At 67.5% G+C, this 15,505-nt stretch carries 16 protein-coding genes; 9 read left to right on the top strand and 7 right to left on the bottom strand.

Features of this window, described 5'->3' with window-relative positions; translation table 11 throughout:
• The first annotated feature begins 195 nt into the window (after window positions 1-195).
• Window positions 196-957, top strand: coding sequence for a CPBP family intramembrane glutamic endopeptidase (locus tag EPN51_RS25950; RefSeq protein WP_293048602.1), 762 nt, complete (start codon window positions 196-198; stop codon window positions 955-957).
• A gap of 5 nt (window positions 958-962) precedes the next feature.
• Here EPN51_RS25950 and EPN51_RS25955 read toward each other — a convergent pair whose 3' ends face one another.
• The 6 genes from EPN51_RS25955 to modA form a co-directional block, all read right to left on the bottom strand.
• Window positions 963-1,991: a zinc-binding alcohol dehydrogenase family protein gene (locus tag EPN51_RS25955; protein WP_293048603.1), complete on the bottom strand. Its 1,029-nt coding sequence runs from the start codon at window positions 1,989-1,991 to the stop codon at window positions 963-965.
• 46 nt (window positions 1,992-2,037) lie between these two features.
• The gene (locus EPN51_RS25960; protein ID WP_293048604.1) at window positions 2,038-2,337 is read right to left on the bottom strand and encodes a GlsB/YeaQ/YmgE family stress response membrane protein; all 300 of its coding nucleotides are present in this window, start codon (window positions 2,335-2,337) and stop codon (window positions 2,038-2,040) included.
• A 146-nt stretch (window positions 2,338-2,483) separates the two neighbouring features.
• The gene (locus EPN51_RS25965) at window positions 2,484-3,473 is read right to left on the bottom strand and encodes an alanine and proline-rich secreted protein Apa (RefSeq protein WP_293048605.1); all 990 of its coding nucleotides are present in this window, start codon (window positions 3,471-3,473) and stop codon (window positions 2,484-2,486) included.
• Between the two features lie 132 nt (window positions 3,474-3,605).
• Window positions 3,606-4,703 carry a sulfate/molybdate ABC transporter ATP-binding protein gene (locus tag EPN51_RS25970; protein ID WP_293048606.1) on the bottom strand — a complete coding sequence of 366 codons (1,098 nt, stop codon included), beginning with the start codon at window positions 4,701-4,703 and terminating at the stop codon, window positions 3,606-3,608.
• A gap of 9 nt (window positions 4,704-4,712) precedes the next feature.
• Window positions 4,713-5,507, bottom strand: a complete 795-nt coding sequence (locus EPN51_RS25975) for an ABC transporter permease (RefSeq protein WP_293048607.1) — start codon at window positions 5,505-5,507, stop codon at window positions 4,713-4,715.
• A gap of 9 nt (window positions 5,508-5,516) precedes the next feature.
• Window positions 5,517-6,293 (bottom strand): molybdate ABC transporter substrate-binding protein, encoded by a 777-nt coding sequence (gene modA, locus EPN51_RS25980; RefSeq protein WP_293048608.1) that lies wholly within the window; start codon window positions 6,291-6,293, stop codon window positions 5,517-5,519.
• Window positions 6,294-6,480: 187 nt separating this feature from the next.
• On the opposite strand from modA, the gene EPN51_RS25985 reads away from it, so the two are divergent.
• From EPN51_RS25985 to EPN51_RS26000, 4 genes are all read left to right on the top strand, one after another.
• Window positions 6,481-7,158, top strand: a complete 678-nt coding sequence (locus EPN51_RS25985) for an SDR family oxidoreductase (RefSeq protein WP_293048609.1) — start codon at window positions 6,481-6,483, stop codon at window positions 7,156-7,158.
• Window positions 7,159-7,215: 57 nt separating this feature from the next.
• Window positions 7,216-8,139 (top strand): LLM class F420-dependent oxidoreductase, encoded by a 924-nt coding sequence (locus EPN51_RS25990; RefSeq protein WP_293048745.1) that lies wholly within the window; start codon window positions 7,216-7,218, stop codon window positions 8,137-8,139.
• 113 nt (window positions 8,140-8,252) lie between these two features.
• Window positions 8,253-8,633: a DUF4189 domain-containing protein gene (locus EPN51_RS25995; protein ID WP_293048610.1), complete on the top strand. Its 381-nt coding sequence runs from the start codon at window positions 8,253-8,255 to the stop codon at window positions 8,631-8,633.
• A gap of 192 nt (window positions 8,634-8,825) precedes the next feature.
• Window positions 8,826-10,211 carry an NAD(P)/FAD-dependent oxidoreductase gene (locus EPN51_RS26000; protein ID WP_293048612.1) on the top strand — a complete coding sequence of 462 codons (1,386 nt, stop codon included), beginning with the start codon at window positions 8,826-8,828 and terminating at the stop codon, window positions 10,209-10,211.
• A gap of 81 nt (window positions 10,212-10,292) precedes the next feature.
• Here EPN51_RS26000 and EPN51_RS26005 read toward each other — a convergent pair whose 3' ends face one another.
• Window positions 10,293-10,715, bottom strand: a complete 423-nt coding sequence (locus EPN51_RS26005; RefSeq protein ID WP_293048613.1) for a PaaI family thioesterase — start codon at window positions 10,713-10,715, stop codon at window positions 10,293-10,295.
• A 340-nt stretch (window positions 10,716-11,055) separates the two neighbouring features.
• Here EPN51_RS26005 and EPN51_RS26010 point away from each other — a divergent pair, with 340 nt between their 5' ends.
• From EPN51_RS26010 to EPN51_RS26025, 4 genes are all read left to right on the top strand, one after another.
• Entirely contained in the window at window positions 11,056-11,475 is a 420-nt protein-coding gene (locus EPN51_RS26010; protein WP_293048747.1) for a BlaI/MecI/CopY family transcriptional regulator, read from the top strand.
• A 14-nt stretch (window positions 11,476-11,489) separates the two neighbouring features.
• Complete coding sequence (locus EPN51_RS26015; protein WP_293048614.1) at window positions 11,490-12,440, top strand: M56 family metallopeptidase; 951 nt, start codon at window positions 11,490-11,492, stop codon at window positions 12,438-12,440.
• Window positions 12,441-12,541: 101 nt separating this feature from the next.
• Entirely contained in the window at window positions 12,542-14,011 is a 1,470-nt protein-coding gene (gndA, locus tag EPN51_RS26020; RefSeq protein WP_293048615.1) for an NADP-dependent phosphogluconate dehydrogenase, read from the top strand.
• Window positions 14,012-14,050: 39 nt separating this feature from the next.
• Window positions 14,051-15,487: a GuaB1 family IMP dehydrogenase-related protein gene (locus EPN51_RS26025; protein ID WP_293048616.1), complete on the top strand. Its 1,437-nt coding sequence runs from the start codon at window positions 14,051-14,053 to the stop codon at window positions 15,485-15,487.
• Window positions 15,488-15,505: the final 18 nt, after the last annotated feature.

The raw sequence follows: 15,505 nt of genomic DNA on the forward strand, positions 1-15,505 counted from the left end.
GGTGAGCGAGCAGAACGAGCGTGGTGAGTGATGCGAGGGAGTCGACCCCTCTGACGTGGGAGGTGAGCGAGCAGAACGAGCGTGGTGAGTGATGCGAGGGAGTCGACCCCTCTGACGTGGATGGCGAGCGAGCAGAAGCCGTGACGGCGATCTCGTTGTCCTGTCGGCGGGCGGCGCGGCCGGTAAACTGGTCGGATGCTTGAGGCCACCGCGGCAGCCGACGTTCACCCGCTCGTGTCCCAGCTTTCGGCGCTGCACCGGTTCCACCTTCATCTCGACATCGCCGTCGTCGTGGTGGTTCTCGTGTTGACCGACCTGATTGCGCACTTCACCACGCCGTGGGCCAGCATCGCCACCGTCCCGGCGGCCGCTGTGGGGCTGGTCATCTTGATGCGGTGCCGGGGTTTGGGGTGGGCGGACCTGGGCCTGGGCCGCGAGCACTGGAAGCCCGGACTGGGCTATGCGCTGGTGGCCGCGGCCGTCGTGGCGTCGGTGATCGCGGTCGGTGTGCTGCTGCCGGTGACCCGGCCGATGTTCATGAACAATCGCTACGCCACGATCTCGGGGGCGATGGTCGCCTCGATGGTCGTCATTCCGCTGCAGACCGTCATCCCCGAGGAGCTGGCTTTTCGGGGCGTCCTGCACGGCGCGCTCAACCGGGCCTGGGGCTTTCGCGGGGTCGCGCTCGCGGGCTCGCTGCTGTTCGGTCTGTGGCACGTCGCCACGTCGTTCGGATTGACCAGCAGCAATGTGGGTTTCACCCGGCTGTTCGGCGGCGGAATCGTCGGAATGCTGACGGGGGTGGTCGGCGCCGTGTTGGTGACGGGAGCAGCGGGTTTCGTCTTCAGCTGGCTGCGCCGGCGCAGCGGCAGCCTGATCGCGCCGATTGCACTGCACTGGTCACTGAATGGGCTCGGTGCGCTCGCGGCCGCGTTCGTGTGGCATTTGTCCACCTGACGCATTCACACCAGCAGCACCGCCGCGCCCGCGATGCGGCCGGCGCTCAGATCTGCCAACGCCCGATCCGCTTGTCCAAGAGGATATTCCGGCGTGGTTACCTGGATGTGATGCTTACCCGCGAAGCCGAGGAAGGCCCGCGCGTCGGCCCGGGTGTTGGAGGTGACCGATCGGACCTGGCGTTCCTGAAACAGGTGGCGCTGGTAGTTCAGCGTCGGGATATCCGACAGGTGGATCCCGGCGATCGCCAGCGTGCCACCGCGATCCAGCGCCTCCAGCGCGGGCAGGACCAAATCACCGACCGGAGCGAACAGGATCGCGGCGTCCAGGGGCACGGGTGGCGGCTCCGCCGCGCCTTGTGCGGATGCGGCGCCAAGTTCCAATGCCAGCTCGCGGGCCCGGGATCCTCGGGTCATCACGTGTACCTCGGCCCCTTGCGCCAGGGCGACCTGCGCGGTGATGTGTGCGCTGCCGCCGAAACCGTAGAGACCCAGGCGTCCACCGGGCGGCAGCGCGGCGCGAAGTAGCGAGCGGTAACCGATGATGCCCGCACACAACAACGGGGCGAGTTCGCTGTCGCTGTAACCGCTGGGCAGAGGGTGTGCGAAAGCGGCTGGGACGGTGGCGAATTCGGCGTACCCGCCGTCTGCGTCCCAGCCGGTGTAGCGCGACTCCGGGCACAGGTTTTCGTTGCCTTGACGGCAGAATTTGCACGCGCCGCAGGTGTGGCGCAGCCAGGCGATGCCCACCCGGTCCCCCACCCGAAACTCGTCACCGGCCGCGGAACCGATTTCGACGACCTCGCCGACCACCTCGTGCCCGGGTGTGACCCGGTCGCGGTGGACGGGAAGGTCGCCTTCGGTGACGTGCAGGTCGGTGCGGCAGACCCCGCACGCGCGCACGGCCACCAGCAGTTCGGACGGCCCGGGCCGCGGCACCTCCGTGGTGACCTGCTCGAGCGGGCCGGTGTCCATCGGCCCGGGTCGACGCACGCGCCAGGCGCGCATTGCCGTGGTGGTCACCGGTGTAGCCATCACACCATCATGCCGCTAACCACCACGGCTGCAACGGGTTAAGTTGCTATGTTCTGCGCACCATGCCGACGATCCAGAGCAAAATCAACGAGCCGAGAAGCGCGGTGAAGAAGGTGAAGAAGTAGCCGCCACTTGCGGTGTCGACGAAGAAGCTCAAGATGAACCCGCCGACCAACGCGCCCACAATGCCGATCACGATGTCCATCAAGATGCCGGCTCCGCTACCGCGGATGATCTTGCTGGCAATCGCACCGGCGATGCCGCCGATGATGATGTAGCCGATCCAGCCGACGCTGGTGAGTGTGCTTGATCGAGCAAGGTATTCGGTAGCTGCCATGACGGTCATGAGAGGTCTCCTTGCAATCGCTGGCAAAGCCCAGCGCTTTGCTGGGCCATCACTTCGGTATACCCAGTTTGGGTCACGAAATTAGTGCCGAATTGGAGACGGTTGACGACCCAGTTCGGTGTCGCCTCCGTGCGATATCGAGACGGTCAGGCCGAGAGGGTCTGCTGCGGCGCCGGTGTGGGGGCGGTGGGAGTGACCTCTACGGCCGGCGCCTGGCCGGGCGCCGGCGCGGGTGCTCCCGGAGCCGCGGGCGCTGCGGGAGCACCCGGCGCGCCTGGCGCCGCCGGGGTGCCCGGAGCCGGTGGCGGAGCTGCCGGCGGCGTCCAAGCCTGGATCGACTCGGTGAGCGCCTTGGCCGCGCCCCTGTCCACCGGGTTGTTCGAGGTTCCGAGCCACACCACGAACCAGCGTTGGGCGTTCCCGCCATTGGCCGAGCCGATGACGCCCGTCCAGATCTGGCCGTTCGGCTTGGAGGCATCGCTGAATTTGACTTCGTAATACGACCCGCTTCCGGTGCTTCCATTGGCGCCGGTGAGCGGGCTGCTGTCCTGGTTGATGCGAGTACCGGGATAGGGCATGAAGAACTCGCCCATGTCTGAACCCAGGCGCACCGCGGCCTTGGCGTCGTCGGCTTCCGCACTGGCGTAAAGCTTTTGGTCGAGGCGGCCCATCACGATGCGGGTGTCGTTTGCAACGAGGGGCGGCTGGTCGGGCATCGGTGGCGGACCGGTCACCTTGCTCAGCAGTGCCGAGCCGTAGTCCAGATGGGAAGCGTCGGATTCCACCCAGCCGGCGGGCAGGACGTAGCTGAATCCCCCGACGGCGTTGTTGATCCGCCCGGCGTTGGGGTCAACCGGGGGCGCGTTGGGGTCGACGGGCGGGGGCGCCCCGTTCGGCGCGGGGGGTGGCGGCGCTGCCGCGTTGGGATCCACCGGTGCCGGTTGCCCATTCGGCGCGGCCGGCGCCGCGGGCGGGGCCGTGGCCGTGCTCGGCGGGACGGGGGTCGGGACCTCGGGGTCGGCAATCGAGGTCGCCGGCAACGCGATGGCGAGTGCGCTGGCACCGCTCACCGTGGTGATCGCCAGTGTCGTCCACAGTCCTTTGCGACGGGTCGAGGTCGGTTCCACCTGCTCCATGGCGACGAACCTACCGTGTTACCGCTGTGACGCAAGGAGCTTTGCGGACTAATGCAGCGCAGTTGTGCCGATGTTGCCAATGTGCAACCTGCCGGGTACCGCCGCGTCGCCCGGCCAGTCCGCCGGCGGCGCTCAGTGCGCGGCCGGATATAGCGCCACCTCATGGGCTTTCACGGAGAACCACACCCGGTCCCCCGGCGTCAACCGCAACTCCGAAGCGGCGTCCGCGGTGATCTCCGCGGCCAGCCCGGGCGCCCCATCGGGTTGTTGAGCGCCACGCACCAACACCGCCGACCCGCGGATGTCCATCTCGGCCACGGTGACCTCGACGGCGTTGCGGGGGCTGCCGTGCGGCTGGTCGCGATAGACGGCCACCACCGTCGGCGGGAAAACCGCGATCGCGTGCTGCTCGGGTGAGACCAGGTCGCCTCGGTCTCGTGGGGCCGCGTACCAGCGGTCTCCGGACTGCGCGACCAGCGAACCGTCGCGGTCGACCGTTCCATTGACCAGGTTGACACCCGCGATGCGGGCCGCGAAATGGCTGCGGGGCGCCGTGAGCACATCGGGCACCGGGCCGATTTCGGCGACCCTCCCGGACTCGAGCACCAGCACGCGATCGGCCAACGTGAACACGTCCAGCAGATCGTGGGTGACCAGGATCGCCGCGCAGCCGACGCGGGTGACGACCTTGCGCAGCAGCGTGCGGATCGCTGCGGCCGCGGCGACGTCAAGGCCGGCCAGGGGCTCATCGAGCAGCAGCACGTCGGGTTCGGCCGCCAGTGCCCGCGCGATCGCGACCCGCTGAGCTTGTCCGCCGGAGAGCTGCCGCGGTTTTCGATCGGCAAGGCGCTCGGCGTTCACCTCACGCAACCAGCCCAAAGCCGTCGCTTTCGCGCGAGCCGAGCGCAGCCTCGCGCGACGACCATGCGGTCCGAAAGCGACGTTGGCGGCAACACTCATGTGCGGGAACAACAGTGCGTCTTGCAGCAGCAGCCCGACCCGGCGGTCGTGGGTGGGGACGTTTATCCCGGCCGTGGTATCGGTCAAGACCCGGTCCCCCAGCCGCACCACCCCGTGGTCGGGTCGAAGGAGACCCGCGATGACATGCAGGACAGTCGATTTGCCCGCGCCATTGGGGCCCAGCACCGCGAGCACCTCCCCCACGGACACGGAGAACTCCACATCCAGATGGCGCTCGGAGACGACGGCGCGGAACCGCAGTTCGCTCATGGTCCGGCCCTACCTGACGTCGGTCCCGGTCAGCCGGCGCGTGCCCAGCCCCAGTACCACCAGGGCCGCCACCACCACCAGCAGGATGGACAACGCCACGGCCGCGTCGGCGTCGGTCACCCGTTGCAAATAGATCTCCAGCGGCAGCGTGCGGGTGACCCCCTGCCGCGAGCCGGCGAAGGTCAGGGTCGCGCCGAACTCGCCGAGCGAGCGGGCGAACGCCAGCACCGCGCCCGAAACGACGCCGGGCACCAGCAGCGGCAGGGTGACGCGCCACCAGACCACGCCGGGAGGCGCCCCCAGCGTCGCGGCCACCACCTCGAAATCGGCTCCCGCGGTACGCGCGGCACCCTCGAGGGAAATCACCAGGAACGGCAGCGAGACGAAGGTCTGCGCCAGCACCACGGCGGTGGTGCTGAAGGCGATGCTGACACCGGCAGCCTCCAGGTATCGGCCGAGCAATCCGAGCCGCCCGAACGCGTACAACAACGCAATCCCGCCCACGACCGGCGGCAGCACCAACGGCAGCAGAATCAACGGCCGCAGCAACCGCACGGGCCGCGCCGTGCTGCGCGCCAGCACCAGCGCCATCGGCACGCCGAACGCCACGCACAGCACTGTGCTGGCGGCGGCGGTCTCAAGGCTGAGCAGCAGCGCCGCCCTCGACGAGGAGCTGGTGATCAGCGACCAGAAATGCGGCCAATCGACCTTGACCGCGATGGCCAGCAAGGGAAGCACCACGAAGATCGTCCCGACGGCGGCGGGGAGATACACCCAGCGGGGCAGATCCGTCGGCCGGTGCACGGTCGGGGGTCAGGGCCTGACGAAACCGGCCTGGGCCAGGATCTGTTGCCCGGTCGGGGAGGTCACCAGGTCGACGAACTTCCGCGCCTGCGTGGGAAGCTGAGCCTTCTTGAGCACACCGATGGGATAGACGTTCACCGCGCCGGCGGCCTCCGGGAAGGTCACGGTCGCGACCTTGCTCCCGGCGGTCCTGGCGTCGGTGACGTAGACCAGCGCGGCATCGGCCTGGCCGCTGGTGACCTTGTTGAGGGCGTCCGTGACGCTGAGTTCCTCGCTGACCGGGTTGAGACGCACCCCGGTGCTGTCCTCGACGCGACGGGTGGCCGCCCCACACGGCACCGGCTGCTGACAGATGACCACGTTGAGCCCGGGCCGGGCCAGGTCGGCAAAGGTTCCGATCTTCTTCGGATTACCCGGCGCGGTGACGATGACCAACGTGTTCGACGCGAAGTTCGTCGGGTCGCCGGTCAGCAGGCCCGCCGTGCTGACCTTGTCCATCTGCGCGGTGTCGGCCGATGCGAAGACGTCGGCGGTCGCACCCTGCGTCAACTGGATCGCCAGCTCGGAGGAGCCCGCGAACTCGAATTCGACGCCGGTGCCCGGGTTTTCGGCCTTGAACCGCTGGCCGATCTGGGTGAACGCCGGTTTGAGCGACGCGGCGGCGAACACCATCACTTTCCCCGATGCCTGGGAGGACTGCGCCGGCTGTGGTTTGGAACCGCACCCGACCAGCCCCGCTACCAGCACCGTCGAAACCAACCCGGCCAGGATCCCGATCCGACGCATGGATGCACCCTAACCCGCCGATGATGCGGCCCGCGCGGCGGCTGAATCACCGCAAGAAAGTGACGCACCAATAGTTACCCAAATGATCCGCGCGTCGCGGCGCAAAAATTTCGTCAGGTAGCTACTGTCCAGTAACATATACGGGGATTGACGCCATAACGCGCTGAGATCCCAGGCAGAGGAGGTCATGGCAGTGGAGGTACTGGTTACCGGCGGAGACACGGAGCTGGGGCGCACGGTGGCCGAGGGCTTCCGCGATGACGGCCACAACGTGACCCTCGTGGGCGCACGCAAGAGCGATCTGGAGATCGCCGCCAAGGAACTAGAGGTCGAGGCGATCGTCTGCGACACCACCGACCCGGCCAGCCTCGAAGAGGCTCGCCCGCTGTTCCCCCATCACCTGGACACCATCGTCAACGTGCCGGCACCCACCTGGGAGGCCGGTGATCCGCGCACCTACTCGATCGCCGATACGGCCAACGCCTGGCGCAAGGCCCTTGACACGACGGTGCTTTCGGCGGTGCTGACCGTCCAAACCGTGGGTGATCATCTGCGCTCGGGCGGGTCCATCATCAGCGTGGTACCCGAGAACCCACCGGCGGGCAGCGCCGACGCCGCAATCAAAGCGACGCTTGCGAATTGGACCGCGGGACAGGCAAGCGTTTTCGGCACGCGCGGAATCACGGTCAACGCCGTCGCGAGTGGGCGCAGCGCTGCGGCCGGCTACGACGGACTCTCACGCACGCCCGCGCCGGTGGCCGCGGAGGTCGCCCGGTTGGCATTGTTCTTGACCACGTCGGCGGCACGCCACATCACCGGTCAGACGTTGCACGTGAGCCATGGCGCGCTGGCTCAGTTCGCCTGAGGCGTAACGCGCGCCCTTCGCAAACCCTTCTCCCATGCCCGGCCGATCGCTACGGTAATCACCGTGGCTATTCGACTTGGTCTGCAGATTCCCAACTTTTCCTACGGCACCGGGGTAGAGCAACTCTTCCCCACCGTCATCGCTCAAGCCCGCGAGGCCGAATCCGCCGGATTCGACTCGGTTTTCGTGATGGACCACTTCTACCAACTGCCGATGTTGGGATCGCCCGATCAGCCCATGCTGGAGGCCTATACCGCCCTGGGGGCGCTGGCCACCGCCACCGAACGGGTACAGCTCGGCACCCTGGTGACCGGCAATACGTATCGAAACCCCACGCTGCTGGCGAAAATCATCACCACGCTGGACGTGGTGAGCCAGGGCCGCGCGATTCTGGGGATCGGGACGGGCTGGTTCCAGCTCGAGCATGACCAGTTGGGTTTTGAATTCGGCACGTTCACCGACAGGTTCAACCGGCTCGACGAGGCGCTGGCGATCATCCTGCCGATGATCAGGGGCGAGCAGGCGAGCTTCTCGGGCAAGTGGTACCGCTCCAGCGAGGCGTTCGCCAATCCTCGTTTCCGCGAACACCTTCCGCTGATGATCGGTGGCAGCGGCGAAAAGAAGACAATCCCGCTCGCCGCAAGGCATTTCGACCACCTCAACGTGATCGCGGGCTTCGATGAACTGCCCGGCAAGTTGGAGGTGGTGCGCCGCTCCTGCGAGGAGGTGGGCCGCGACCCGGCCACCCTGGAAACCAGCACGCTGACCACGGTGCTGATCGACGAAAACGCGAGCCTCGACCAGATTCCCGCCGAGATGAAACAGCGGATGGTGGTCGGCACCCCGGACTCGGTCGCCGATCAGATCAAGACCAAGGTGGTCGACGCGGGAATCGACGGCGTGATCATCAACCTGCCGTTCTACACGCCGGGTGTCGTCCAGGCGGCCGGTGAAGCGCTGCGCCCGCTCGTCGGGCTGTAACGACTTCGCCCGCGTGCGGTCGCGGATTCGTCGCGCCGCGGTAATACTTTCGTGTAGCAGCGTTTACCTGCGCCACAACCGCGCAGCGCAGAAGAATAGGGCCCGGGAAGTCCATGAAGAAACGAGCGTGGGCGGCGATCGCCGTTGTCGTGGCGTTCGCCCCGGCCCCCGTCGCGCATGCCGACAACAATTGGATCGCGATGGCGATATCGGACTCCACCGGGCACATCAGCATCGCCGATGGCGCAGCCAACCAGGGTGCGGCCGAGAAGTCGGCCATGGACACATGCCGCAAGAGCATCAGCGACTGTCGCCTGCTGGCCAGCGGCCAGGGCGGCTGCATGGCCCTCGTCTTGAACGCGGCCAAATCCGGATACTTCGGAGGCTGGGGTCCGACACGCGAGGAAGCGGAGGCGGCGGCGCTGGCGCGCGCACCCGGCGGAATGATCCAGGCAGGCCATGATCACTGCACGGGAGAAGGTTCTCTCCAATGACGACGGGGTGATTCGCAGGTCTGATAACCAGGTCTGATAACTACGCCACAGTGCCTGTCGACCACCAGGGGTGATACAGGCGATGTGGTTGATTACACATGTTGCGAGTTAGGTTTCGGGGTATCCGCCTGACTAGCGTGGTTGGTAATCGCAGTCGCGTGCCCAAAAGCCCCCGTCAGGAGCAGCGGAAACATGAGCCCCCAGCCAGGAACGACAGCTGGACCGGAGCGTCGCCATCAAGTCGTCGTCATCGGCTCGGGCTTCGGCGGGCTCAACGCTGCAAAGAAACTCAAGCACACAGGCGTCGACATCAAATTGATCGCCCGCACCACGCACCACCTTTTCCAGCCGTTGCTCTACCAAGTGGCGACGGGCATCGTGTCCGAAGGCGACATCGCCCCGCCCACCCGGGTCGTCTTGCGCCGGCAGCGCAACGTCCAGGTATTGCTCGGTGACGTCACGCACATCGACTTGGCCGGCAAGTTCGTCGTATCGGATCTGCTTGGCCACACCTACGAAACCCCTTACGACAGCTTGATTGTCGCCGCCGGGGCCGGGCAGTCGTATTTCGGGAACGACCATTTCGCCGAGTTCGCCCCGGGCATGAAGTCGATCGACGACGCCCTCGAGGTACGTGGGCGGATCCTGAGCGCGTTCGAACAGGCCGAGCGGTCTCGTGATCCGGAACGGCGGGCCAAGCTACTCACGTTCACCGTGATCGGGGCAGGCCCCACCGGCGTCGAAATGGCCGGGCAGATCGCGGAATTGGCGACCTACACGCTGAAAGGCTCCTTCCGGCACATCGATTCCACCAAGGCGCGCGTGATCCTGCTCGACGCCGCGCCCGCCGTGCTGCCGCCCTTCGGCGACAAGCTGGGTCGGCGGGCCGCGGACCGGCTGGAGAAAATGGGTGTGGAGATTCAGCTGGGCGCCATGGTCACCGACGTCGACCGCAACGGCATCACCGTCAAGGACTCCGACGGCACCGTCCGGCGGATCGAATCCGCTTGCAAGGTATGGTCCGCCGGCGTTTCAGCCAGCCCGCTAGGCCGCGACCTTGCCGACCAATCGACGGTCGAGCTCGACCGTGCCGGGCGGGTCAAGGTGCTGCCCGACCTGTCCATCCCCGGCCACCCCGACGTGTTCGTCGTCGGCGACCTCGCCGCCGTCGAAGGCGTACCCGGCGTAGCCCAGGGTGCGATCCAGGGCGCCAAGTACGTCGCCAACACCATCAAGGCCGAACTCGAAGGGGCCGACCCGGCCGAGCGGGAACCGTTCCAGTACTTCGACAAAGGCTCCATGGCCACGGTGTCGCGGTTTTCCGCGGTGGCCAAGATCGGTCCGGTCGAATTCAGCGGCCTGTTCGCCTGGTTCGCGTGGCTGGTCCTGCACCTGGTCTACCTGGTCGGGTTCAAGACCAAGATCAGCACGCTGCTGTCGTGGACGGTGACGTTCCTGAGCACCCGGCGGGGCCAACTCACCATCACCGAGCAGCAGGCATTCGCCCGAACCCGGCTCGAACAGCTGGCGGTACTTGCTGCGGAGACCAAGCGCCCGGTCGCCAGACGGGCCAGCTAGCCGGGGCTGGCCGGTTTGCGAATCCTGTTCCCCGACTGGGGTATTCGATAACCTTGGGCAGGTGAATCGTGGGCCCTTTGATCACCCTTCGCGGAGCTCGAGATTCTGCAGCCGCACCTGGCCCCGGGCGATCACGCGACCGTCGTCGTCGGTGATGGTGACCAACCACAATTGCTGGCGCCGGCCGCGGTGTATCGGCTCGACCTTGCCGTACACCATGCCCGAACCGATGGAACGCAGAAAGTCGGTGTTGTTGTTGACTCCCACGACATTCCCGCCGCCGCGGGTGGCCAGCCAGGTGTAGGCGGCCACGCTGGCCATGCTTTCGATCATCGAGCAGTAAACGCCGCCGTGCACGAGACCCATCGGCTGCAACAGTTTCGGGGTCACCTCGAGTTGGGCGCGGGCACCGTCGGGGCTGAGTTCGGTGAACTGCAAGCCGATCTCGCGGTCGAAGGGCGCGGTGAAATCGGGCGGAATGATCGTTTCCTGCGGCTCTGGCACGTCCCTGTGTTTACACCATCGCTTGCGGGCAGGCTCTCGCGGTAGAACAACCGGTCGGAGAACATCCTCCGAAAACGGCTGAGCCCCGTGCACAAGGCACGGGGCTCGCCGATCGAGTAAGACCGGGGGTCACTGCAGCCCTCAGGACTCTCACACGGTCCGTTATCGCTCGACTCGGTAAGCATAGGCAAGGCTGCCCTAAGTTTGCAAGGGGTATTGTTCGACGTGTTCGCGGCGGGACGCGTACGGCGGCCGACACAGTGATTCGTCAGCTTTCTGTACGACCGCCGGTAGTAAGCGGGAGTACTCTGGATTTGACGCTCAGGAGATGAACGAAACTATGGCCAAACTGACACGGCTGGGGGACCTGGAACGGGCCGTCATGGACCATCTGTGGTCCACGCCCGAGCCCCAGACCGTTCGCCAGGTCCATGAGGCGTTATCGGCGCAGCGCGACCTCGCCTACACCACGATCATGACCGTGCTGCAGCGGTTGGCCAAGAAAAACCTGGTCTCCCAGATCCGCGACGACCGGGCACACCGGTACGCCCCCGTGCACGGCCGCGACGAGCTGGTCGCCGGCCTCATGGTGGACGCGCTTTCCCAAGCCGAGGATTCCGGGGGCCGGCAGGCCGCCCTGGTGCACTTCGTCGAGCGCGTCGGCGCCGACGAGGCGGAGGCGCTTCGGCGCGCACTGGCCGAACTGGAAGCCAATCAACGCACTAACTCACCATCTGCTGGCGCTGCCCCGGAGGGCTGAGGGACACTAGCAGTGTGTCCGCGCTGGCTTTCACCATTCTCGCGGTGCTGCTGACCGGCCCGGTGCCGGCCATGTTGGCACGCGCGCGCTGGCCGCTGCGCGCCCCCCGGGCCGCAATGGTGTTGTGGCAAGCCGTCGCGCTGGCCGCGGTCCTGTCGGCATTCAGCGCCGGCATCGCGATCGCCACCCGGCTGCTCATGCCCGGTCCCGACGGACGGCCCACGGCCAGCATCGTCGGCGCCGCCGGCCGGCTGGGGTGGCCGCTCTGGACCGCATATATCGGCGTCTTCGCGTTGACGGTGCTCGTCGGCGCCCGATTGATGGTCGCCATCGCCCAGGTGGCGATCGCCAATCGGAGGCGACGGGCCCACCACCGCATGGTCGTCGATCTGGTCGGGGTCGGCCACGACGCGGCGCTGTCCCAGACGTGCACCCGAACGCGCGACCTTCGCGTGTTAAATGTCCCGCAACCGCTGGCCTACTGCCTGCCGGGTGTGCGCAGCCGGGTGGTGGTCAGCGAAGGAACGCTGAGCGCGCTCGCCGACGCCGAAGTCGCGGCCATCCTCACCCACGAGCGGGCTCACCTGCGGGCCCGTCACGACCTGGTGCTGGAGGCGTTCACCGCCGTGCACGCGGCCTTCCCGCGGCTGGTCCGCAGCGCCAACGCGCTGGGCGCCGTCCAGCTTCTGGTCGAACTGCTCGCCGACGACGCCGCGGTGCGCGCCGCCGGCCGCGCTCCCCTGGCCCGGGCGCTGGTCGCCTGCGCGTCGGGGCGGCCGCCGTCGGGCGCGCTCGCGGCGGGCGGTCCCAGCACGGTGCTGCGTGTGCGCCGGCTGGGCGGGCGCGGCAACAGCGCCACGTTGTCGGCGACCGCATACCTTGCCGCGGCGGCGGTATTCGTGGTGCCCACCGTCTCGCTCGCCGTGCCGTGGCTCACCGAGCTGGAACGCCTGTTCAACCTCTGAGGCCGCCGACGGCTGATCACCCCGGGCACACGTCCATGCGCTGTGCCACAGTGTCACCGAAAGCTTTTGCTGAAAAGTTCTCCCGATTGAGAGGCGAAGACATGAGTTCGTCGGACACCCAGGCGGGTTCCAAGACCGGCACCGCGCAGATCGGCGTCACGGGCCTGGCCGTGATGGGGTCGAACATCGCGCGCAATTTCGCCCGCCACGGCTACACCGTGGCGCTGCACAATCGGTCGATCGCCAAAACCGATGCGTTGCTCTCCGAGCACGGTGACGACGGCACGTTCGTGCGTTCGGAGACCATCGCGGAATTCCTGGACGCGCTGGAAAAGCCGCGGCGGGTGCTGATCATGGTCAAGGCCGGCGACCCGACGGACGCGGTGATCAACGAGCTCGCCGACGCCATGGAGGAAGGCGACATCATCATCGACGGCGGCAACGCCCTCTACACCGACACCATCCGCCGGGAAAAGGCGATGCGCGAGCGCGGCCTGCACTTCGTCGGCGCCGGCATCTCCGGCGGTGAGGAGGGCGCGCTCAACGGCCCGTCGATCATGCCCGGCGGCCCGGCCGAGTCGTACCGGTCGCTGGGCCCCCTTCTCGAGGAGATCTCCGCGCACGTGGACGGGGTGCCGTGCTGCACGCACATCGGTCCCGACGGCGCCGGGCACTTCGTCAAAATGGTGCACAACGGAATCGAATACTCCGACATGCAGTTGATCGGCGAGGCCTATCAACTGCTGCGCGACGGGCTCGGCAAAACCGCCGGCGAGATCGCCGACGTGTTCGACGAGTGGAACAAAGGCGACCTGGACAGCTTCCTCGTCGAGATCACCGTGCAGGTCTTGCGCCAGACCGACGCCAGGACCGGGAAGCCGCTCGTCGACCTGATCCTCGACGAAGCCGAACAAAAGGGCACCGGCCGCTGGACGGTCAAGTCGGCGCTGGACCTCGGCGTGCCGGTCACCGGCATCGCCGAGGCGGTGTTCGCGCGCGCGCTGTCGGGGTCGGTGACCCAGCGCAAGGCCACCACTGGGCTCGCGTCGGGGCAGCTCGGTGAAAAGCCCAGTGATGCACGGCAATTCACCGAGGACATCCGGCAGGCACTCTATGCGTCCAAGATCATCGCCTACGCGCAGGGCTTCAACCAGATTCAGGCCGGCAGCGCCGAATACGGCTGGGGCATCACCCCCGGCGACCTGGCCACCATCTGGCGTGGCGGCTGCATCATCCGGGCGAAATTCCTCAACCGGATCAAAGACGCCTTCGACGAAGACCCGGACCTGCCGACGCTGATCGTTGCGCCCTACTTCCGCAGCGCCATCGAGGCCGCCGTCGACGGCTGGCGCCGGGTCGTGGTGACCGCGACCCAGTTGGGCATCCCGATCCCCGGCTTCTCCTCGGCGCTGTCCTACTACGACGCGCTGCGCACCGAGCGGCTGCCCGCGGCGCTCACCCAGGGGCTGCGGGACCTCTTCGGCGCGCACACCTACGGCCGTATCGATGACGAGCCCGACAAGCGCTTCCACACGCTGTGGAGCGGCGATCGCACCGAAGTGCCGGCGTAGCGCGGCCACATTGGAGGGCGTAAGGGGGCTTGAGTTGCGATGAGGTTTCTCGACGGGCACCGACCCGGATACGACCTGACCTACAACGACGTCTTCATCATGCCGAACCGCTCGGAGGTCGCGTCGCGATTTGACGTGGACCTGTCCAGCGGTGACGGTTCGGGCACCACGATTCCGGTCGTTGTCGCCAACATGACCGCGGTGGCCGGGAAGCGGATGGCGGAGACGGTGGCGCGCCGGGGTGGCCTCGTCATCCTGCCGCAGGATCTGCCGATCACCGCGGTCGAGCAGACGGTGGAGTTCGTCAAGGGCCGCGACCTGGTCCTCGACACCCCGGTGGTGCTCGGGCCCGACGACTCGGTGTCCGACGCGACGGCGTTGATCCACAAGCGGGCGCACGGTATCGCCGTCGTGGCCTTCGAGGGCCGTCCCGTTGGTTTGGTGAGCGAATCGTCGTGCCTCGGCGTGGACCGCTTCACCCGGGTGCGCGACGTCGCGATGACCGACTTCGTCACCGCCCCGGTGGGCACCCAGCCGCGCAAGATCTTCGACCTCCTCGAGCAGTCCGCGATCGGTGTCGCGGTCATGACGAATGCCGATGGGACGCTGGCCGGGGTGCTGACCCGCACCGGCGCCATCCGCGCGGGTCTGTACACCCCGGCCGTCGACGCGCGTGGCCGGCTGCGGGTGGGCGCGGCCGTCGGCATCAACGGCGACGCGGGAGCCAAGGCGCGCTCCCTGGTCGAGGCCGGAATCGATCTCCTGGTCATCGACACCGCGCACGGACATCAGGTCAAGACGCTGGAGGCGATCCAGACGATCGCGTCGCTCGATCTCGGTGTGCCGCTGGCGGCGGGCAATGTGGTCTCGGCGGAGGGCACCCGCGATCTGCTCGGCGCCGGGGCGAGCATCGTCAAGGTCGGGGTCGGCCCGGGCGCGATGTGCACCACCCGGATGATGACCGGAGTCGGCCGCCCACAATTCTCGGCCGTCGTCGAATGCGCCTCGGCCGCAAGGGAATTGGGTGGACATGTGTGGGCCGACGGCGGCATCCGGCATCCGCGCGATGTGGCGCTGGCGCTGGCCGCCGGTGCGTCCAACGTGATGATCGGGTCGTGGTTCGCCGGCACCTACGAGTCGCCCGGCGACCTGATGCGCGACCGCGAGGACCAGCCGTACAAGGAGAGCTACGGCATGGCGTCCAAACGGGCCGTGGTCGCCCGCAGCGGCGCCGAGACCGCGTTCGACCGGGCCCGCAAAGCGCTGTTCGAGGAAGGCATTTCGACGTCCCGGATGGGGCTGGACCCGGCCCGCGGCGGCGTGGAGGATCTGCTCGATCACATCACCTCGGGGGTGCGCAGCACCTGCACCTATGTCGGCGCCGCCAGCCTGCCGGAACTCTACGAACGGGTCGTGGTCGGGGTGCAGTCGACCGCGGGCTTCGCCGAGGGGCATCCGCTACCCCTGGGGTGGTGACACGCTGGCTAGGGTAAG

The organism is Mycobacterium sp. (genome assembly GCF_004298145.1).
GTDB lineage: Bacteria > Actinomycetota > Actinomycetes > Mycobacteriales > Mycobacteriaceae > Mycobacterium.

Excerpts from the sequence above, each read along its gene's own strand:
- EPN51_RS25995 (WP_293048610.1), top strand. The coding sequence starts at position 8,253 with ATGAAGAAACGAGCGTGGGCGGCGATCGCCGTTGTCGTGGCGTTCGCC.
- EPN51_RS26010 (WP_293048747.1), top strand. The coding sequence starts at position 11,056 with ATGGCCAAACTGACACGGCTGGGGGACCTGGAACGGGCCGTCATGGAC.
- EPN51_RS26025 (WP_293048616.1), top strand. The coding sequence starts at position 14,051 with ATGAGGTTTCTCGACGGGCACCGACCCGGATACGACCTGACCTACAAC.
- EPN51_RS25950 (WP_293048602.1), top strand. The coding sequence starts at position 196 with ATGCTTGAGGCCACCGCGGCAGCCGACGTTCACCCGCTCGTGTCCCAG.
- EPN51_RS25955 (WP_293048603.1), bottom strand. The coding sequence starts at position 1,991 with ATGGCTACACCGGTGACCACCACGGCAATGCGCGCCTGGCGCGTGCGT.
- EPN51_RS25985 (WP_293048609.1), top strand. The coding sequence starts at position 6,481 with ATGGCAGTGGAGGTACTGGTTACCGGCGGAGACACGGAGCTGGGGCGC.
- EPN51_RS25970 (WP_293048606.1), bottom strand. The coding sequence starts at position 4,703 with ATGAGCGAACTGCGGTTCCGCGCCGTCGTCTCCGAGCGCCATCTGGAT.
- EPN51_RS25965 (WP_293048605.1), bottom strand. The coding sequence starts at position 3,473 with ATGGAGCAGGTGGAACCGACCTCGACCCGTCGCAAAGGACTGTGGACG.
- gndA (WP_293048615.1), top strand. The coding sequence starts at position 12,542 with ATGAGTTCGTCGGACACCCAGGCGGGTTCCAAGACCGGCACCGCGCAG.
- modA (WP_293048608.1), bottom strand. The coding sequence starts at position 6,293 with ATGCGTCGGATCGGGATCCTGGCCGGGTTGGTTTCGACGGTGCTGGTA.
- EPN51_RS26000 (WP_293048612.1), top strand. The coding sequence starts at position 8,826 with ATGAGCCCCCAGCCAGGAACGACAGCTGGACCGGAGCGTCGCCATCAA.
- EPN51_RS25960 (WP_293048604.1), bottom strand. The coding sequence starts at position 2,337 with ATGACCGTCATGGCAGCTACCGAATACCTTGCTCGATCAAGCACACTC.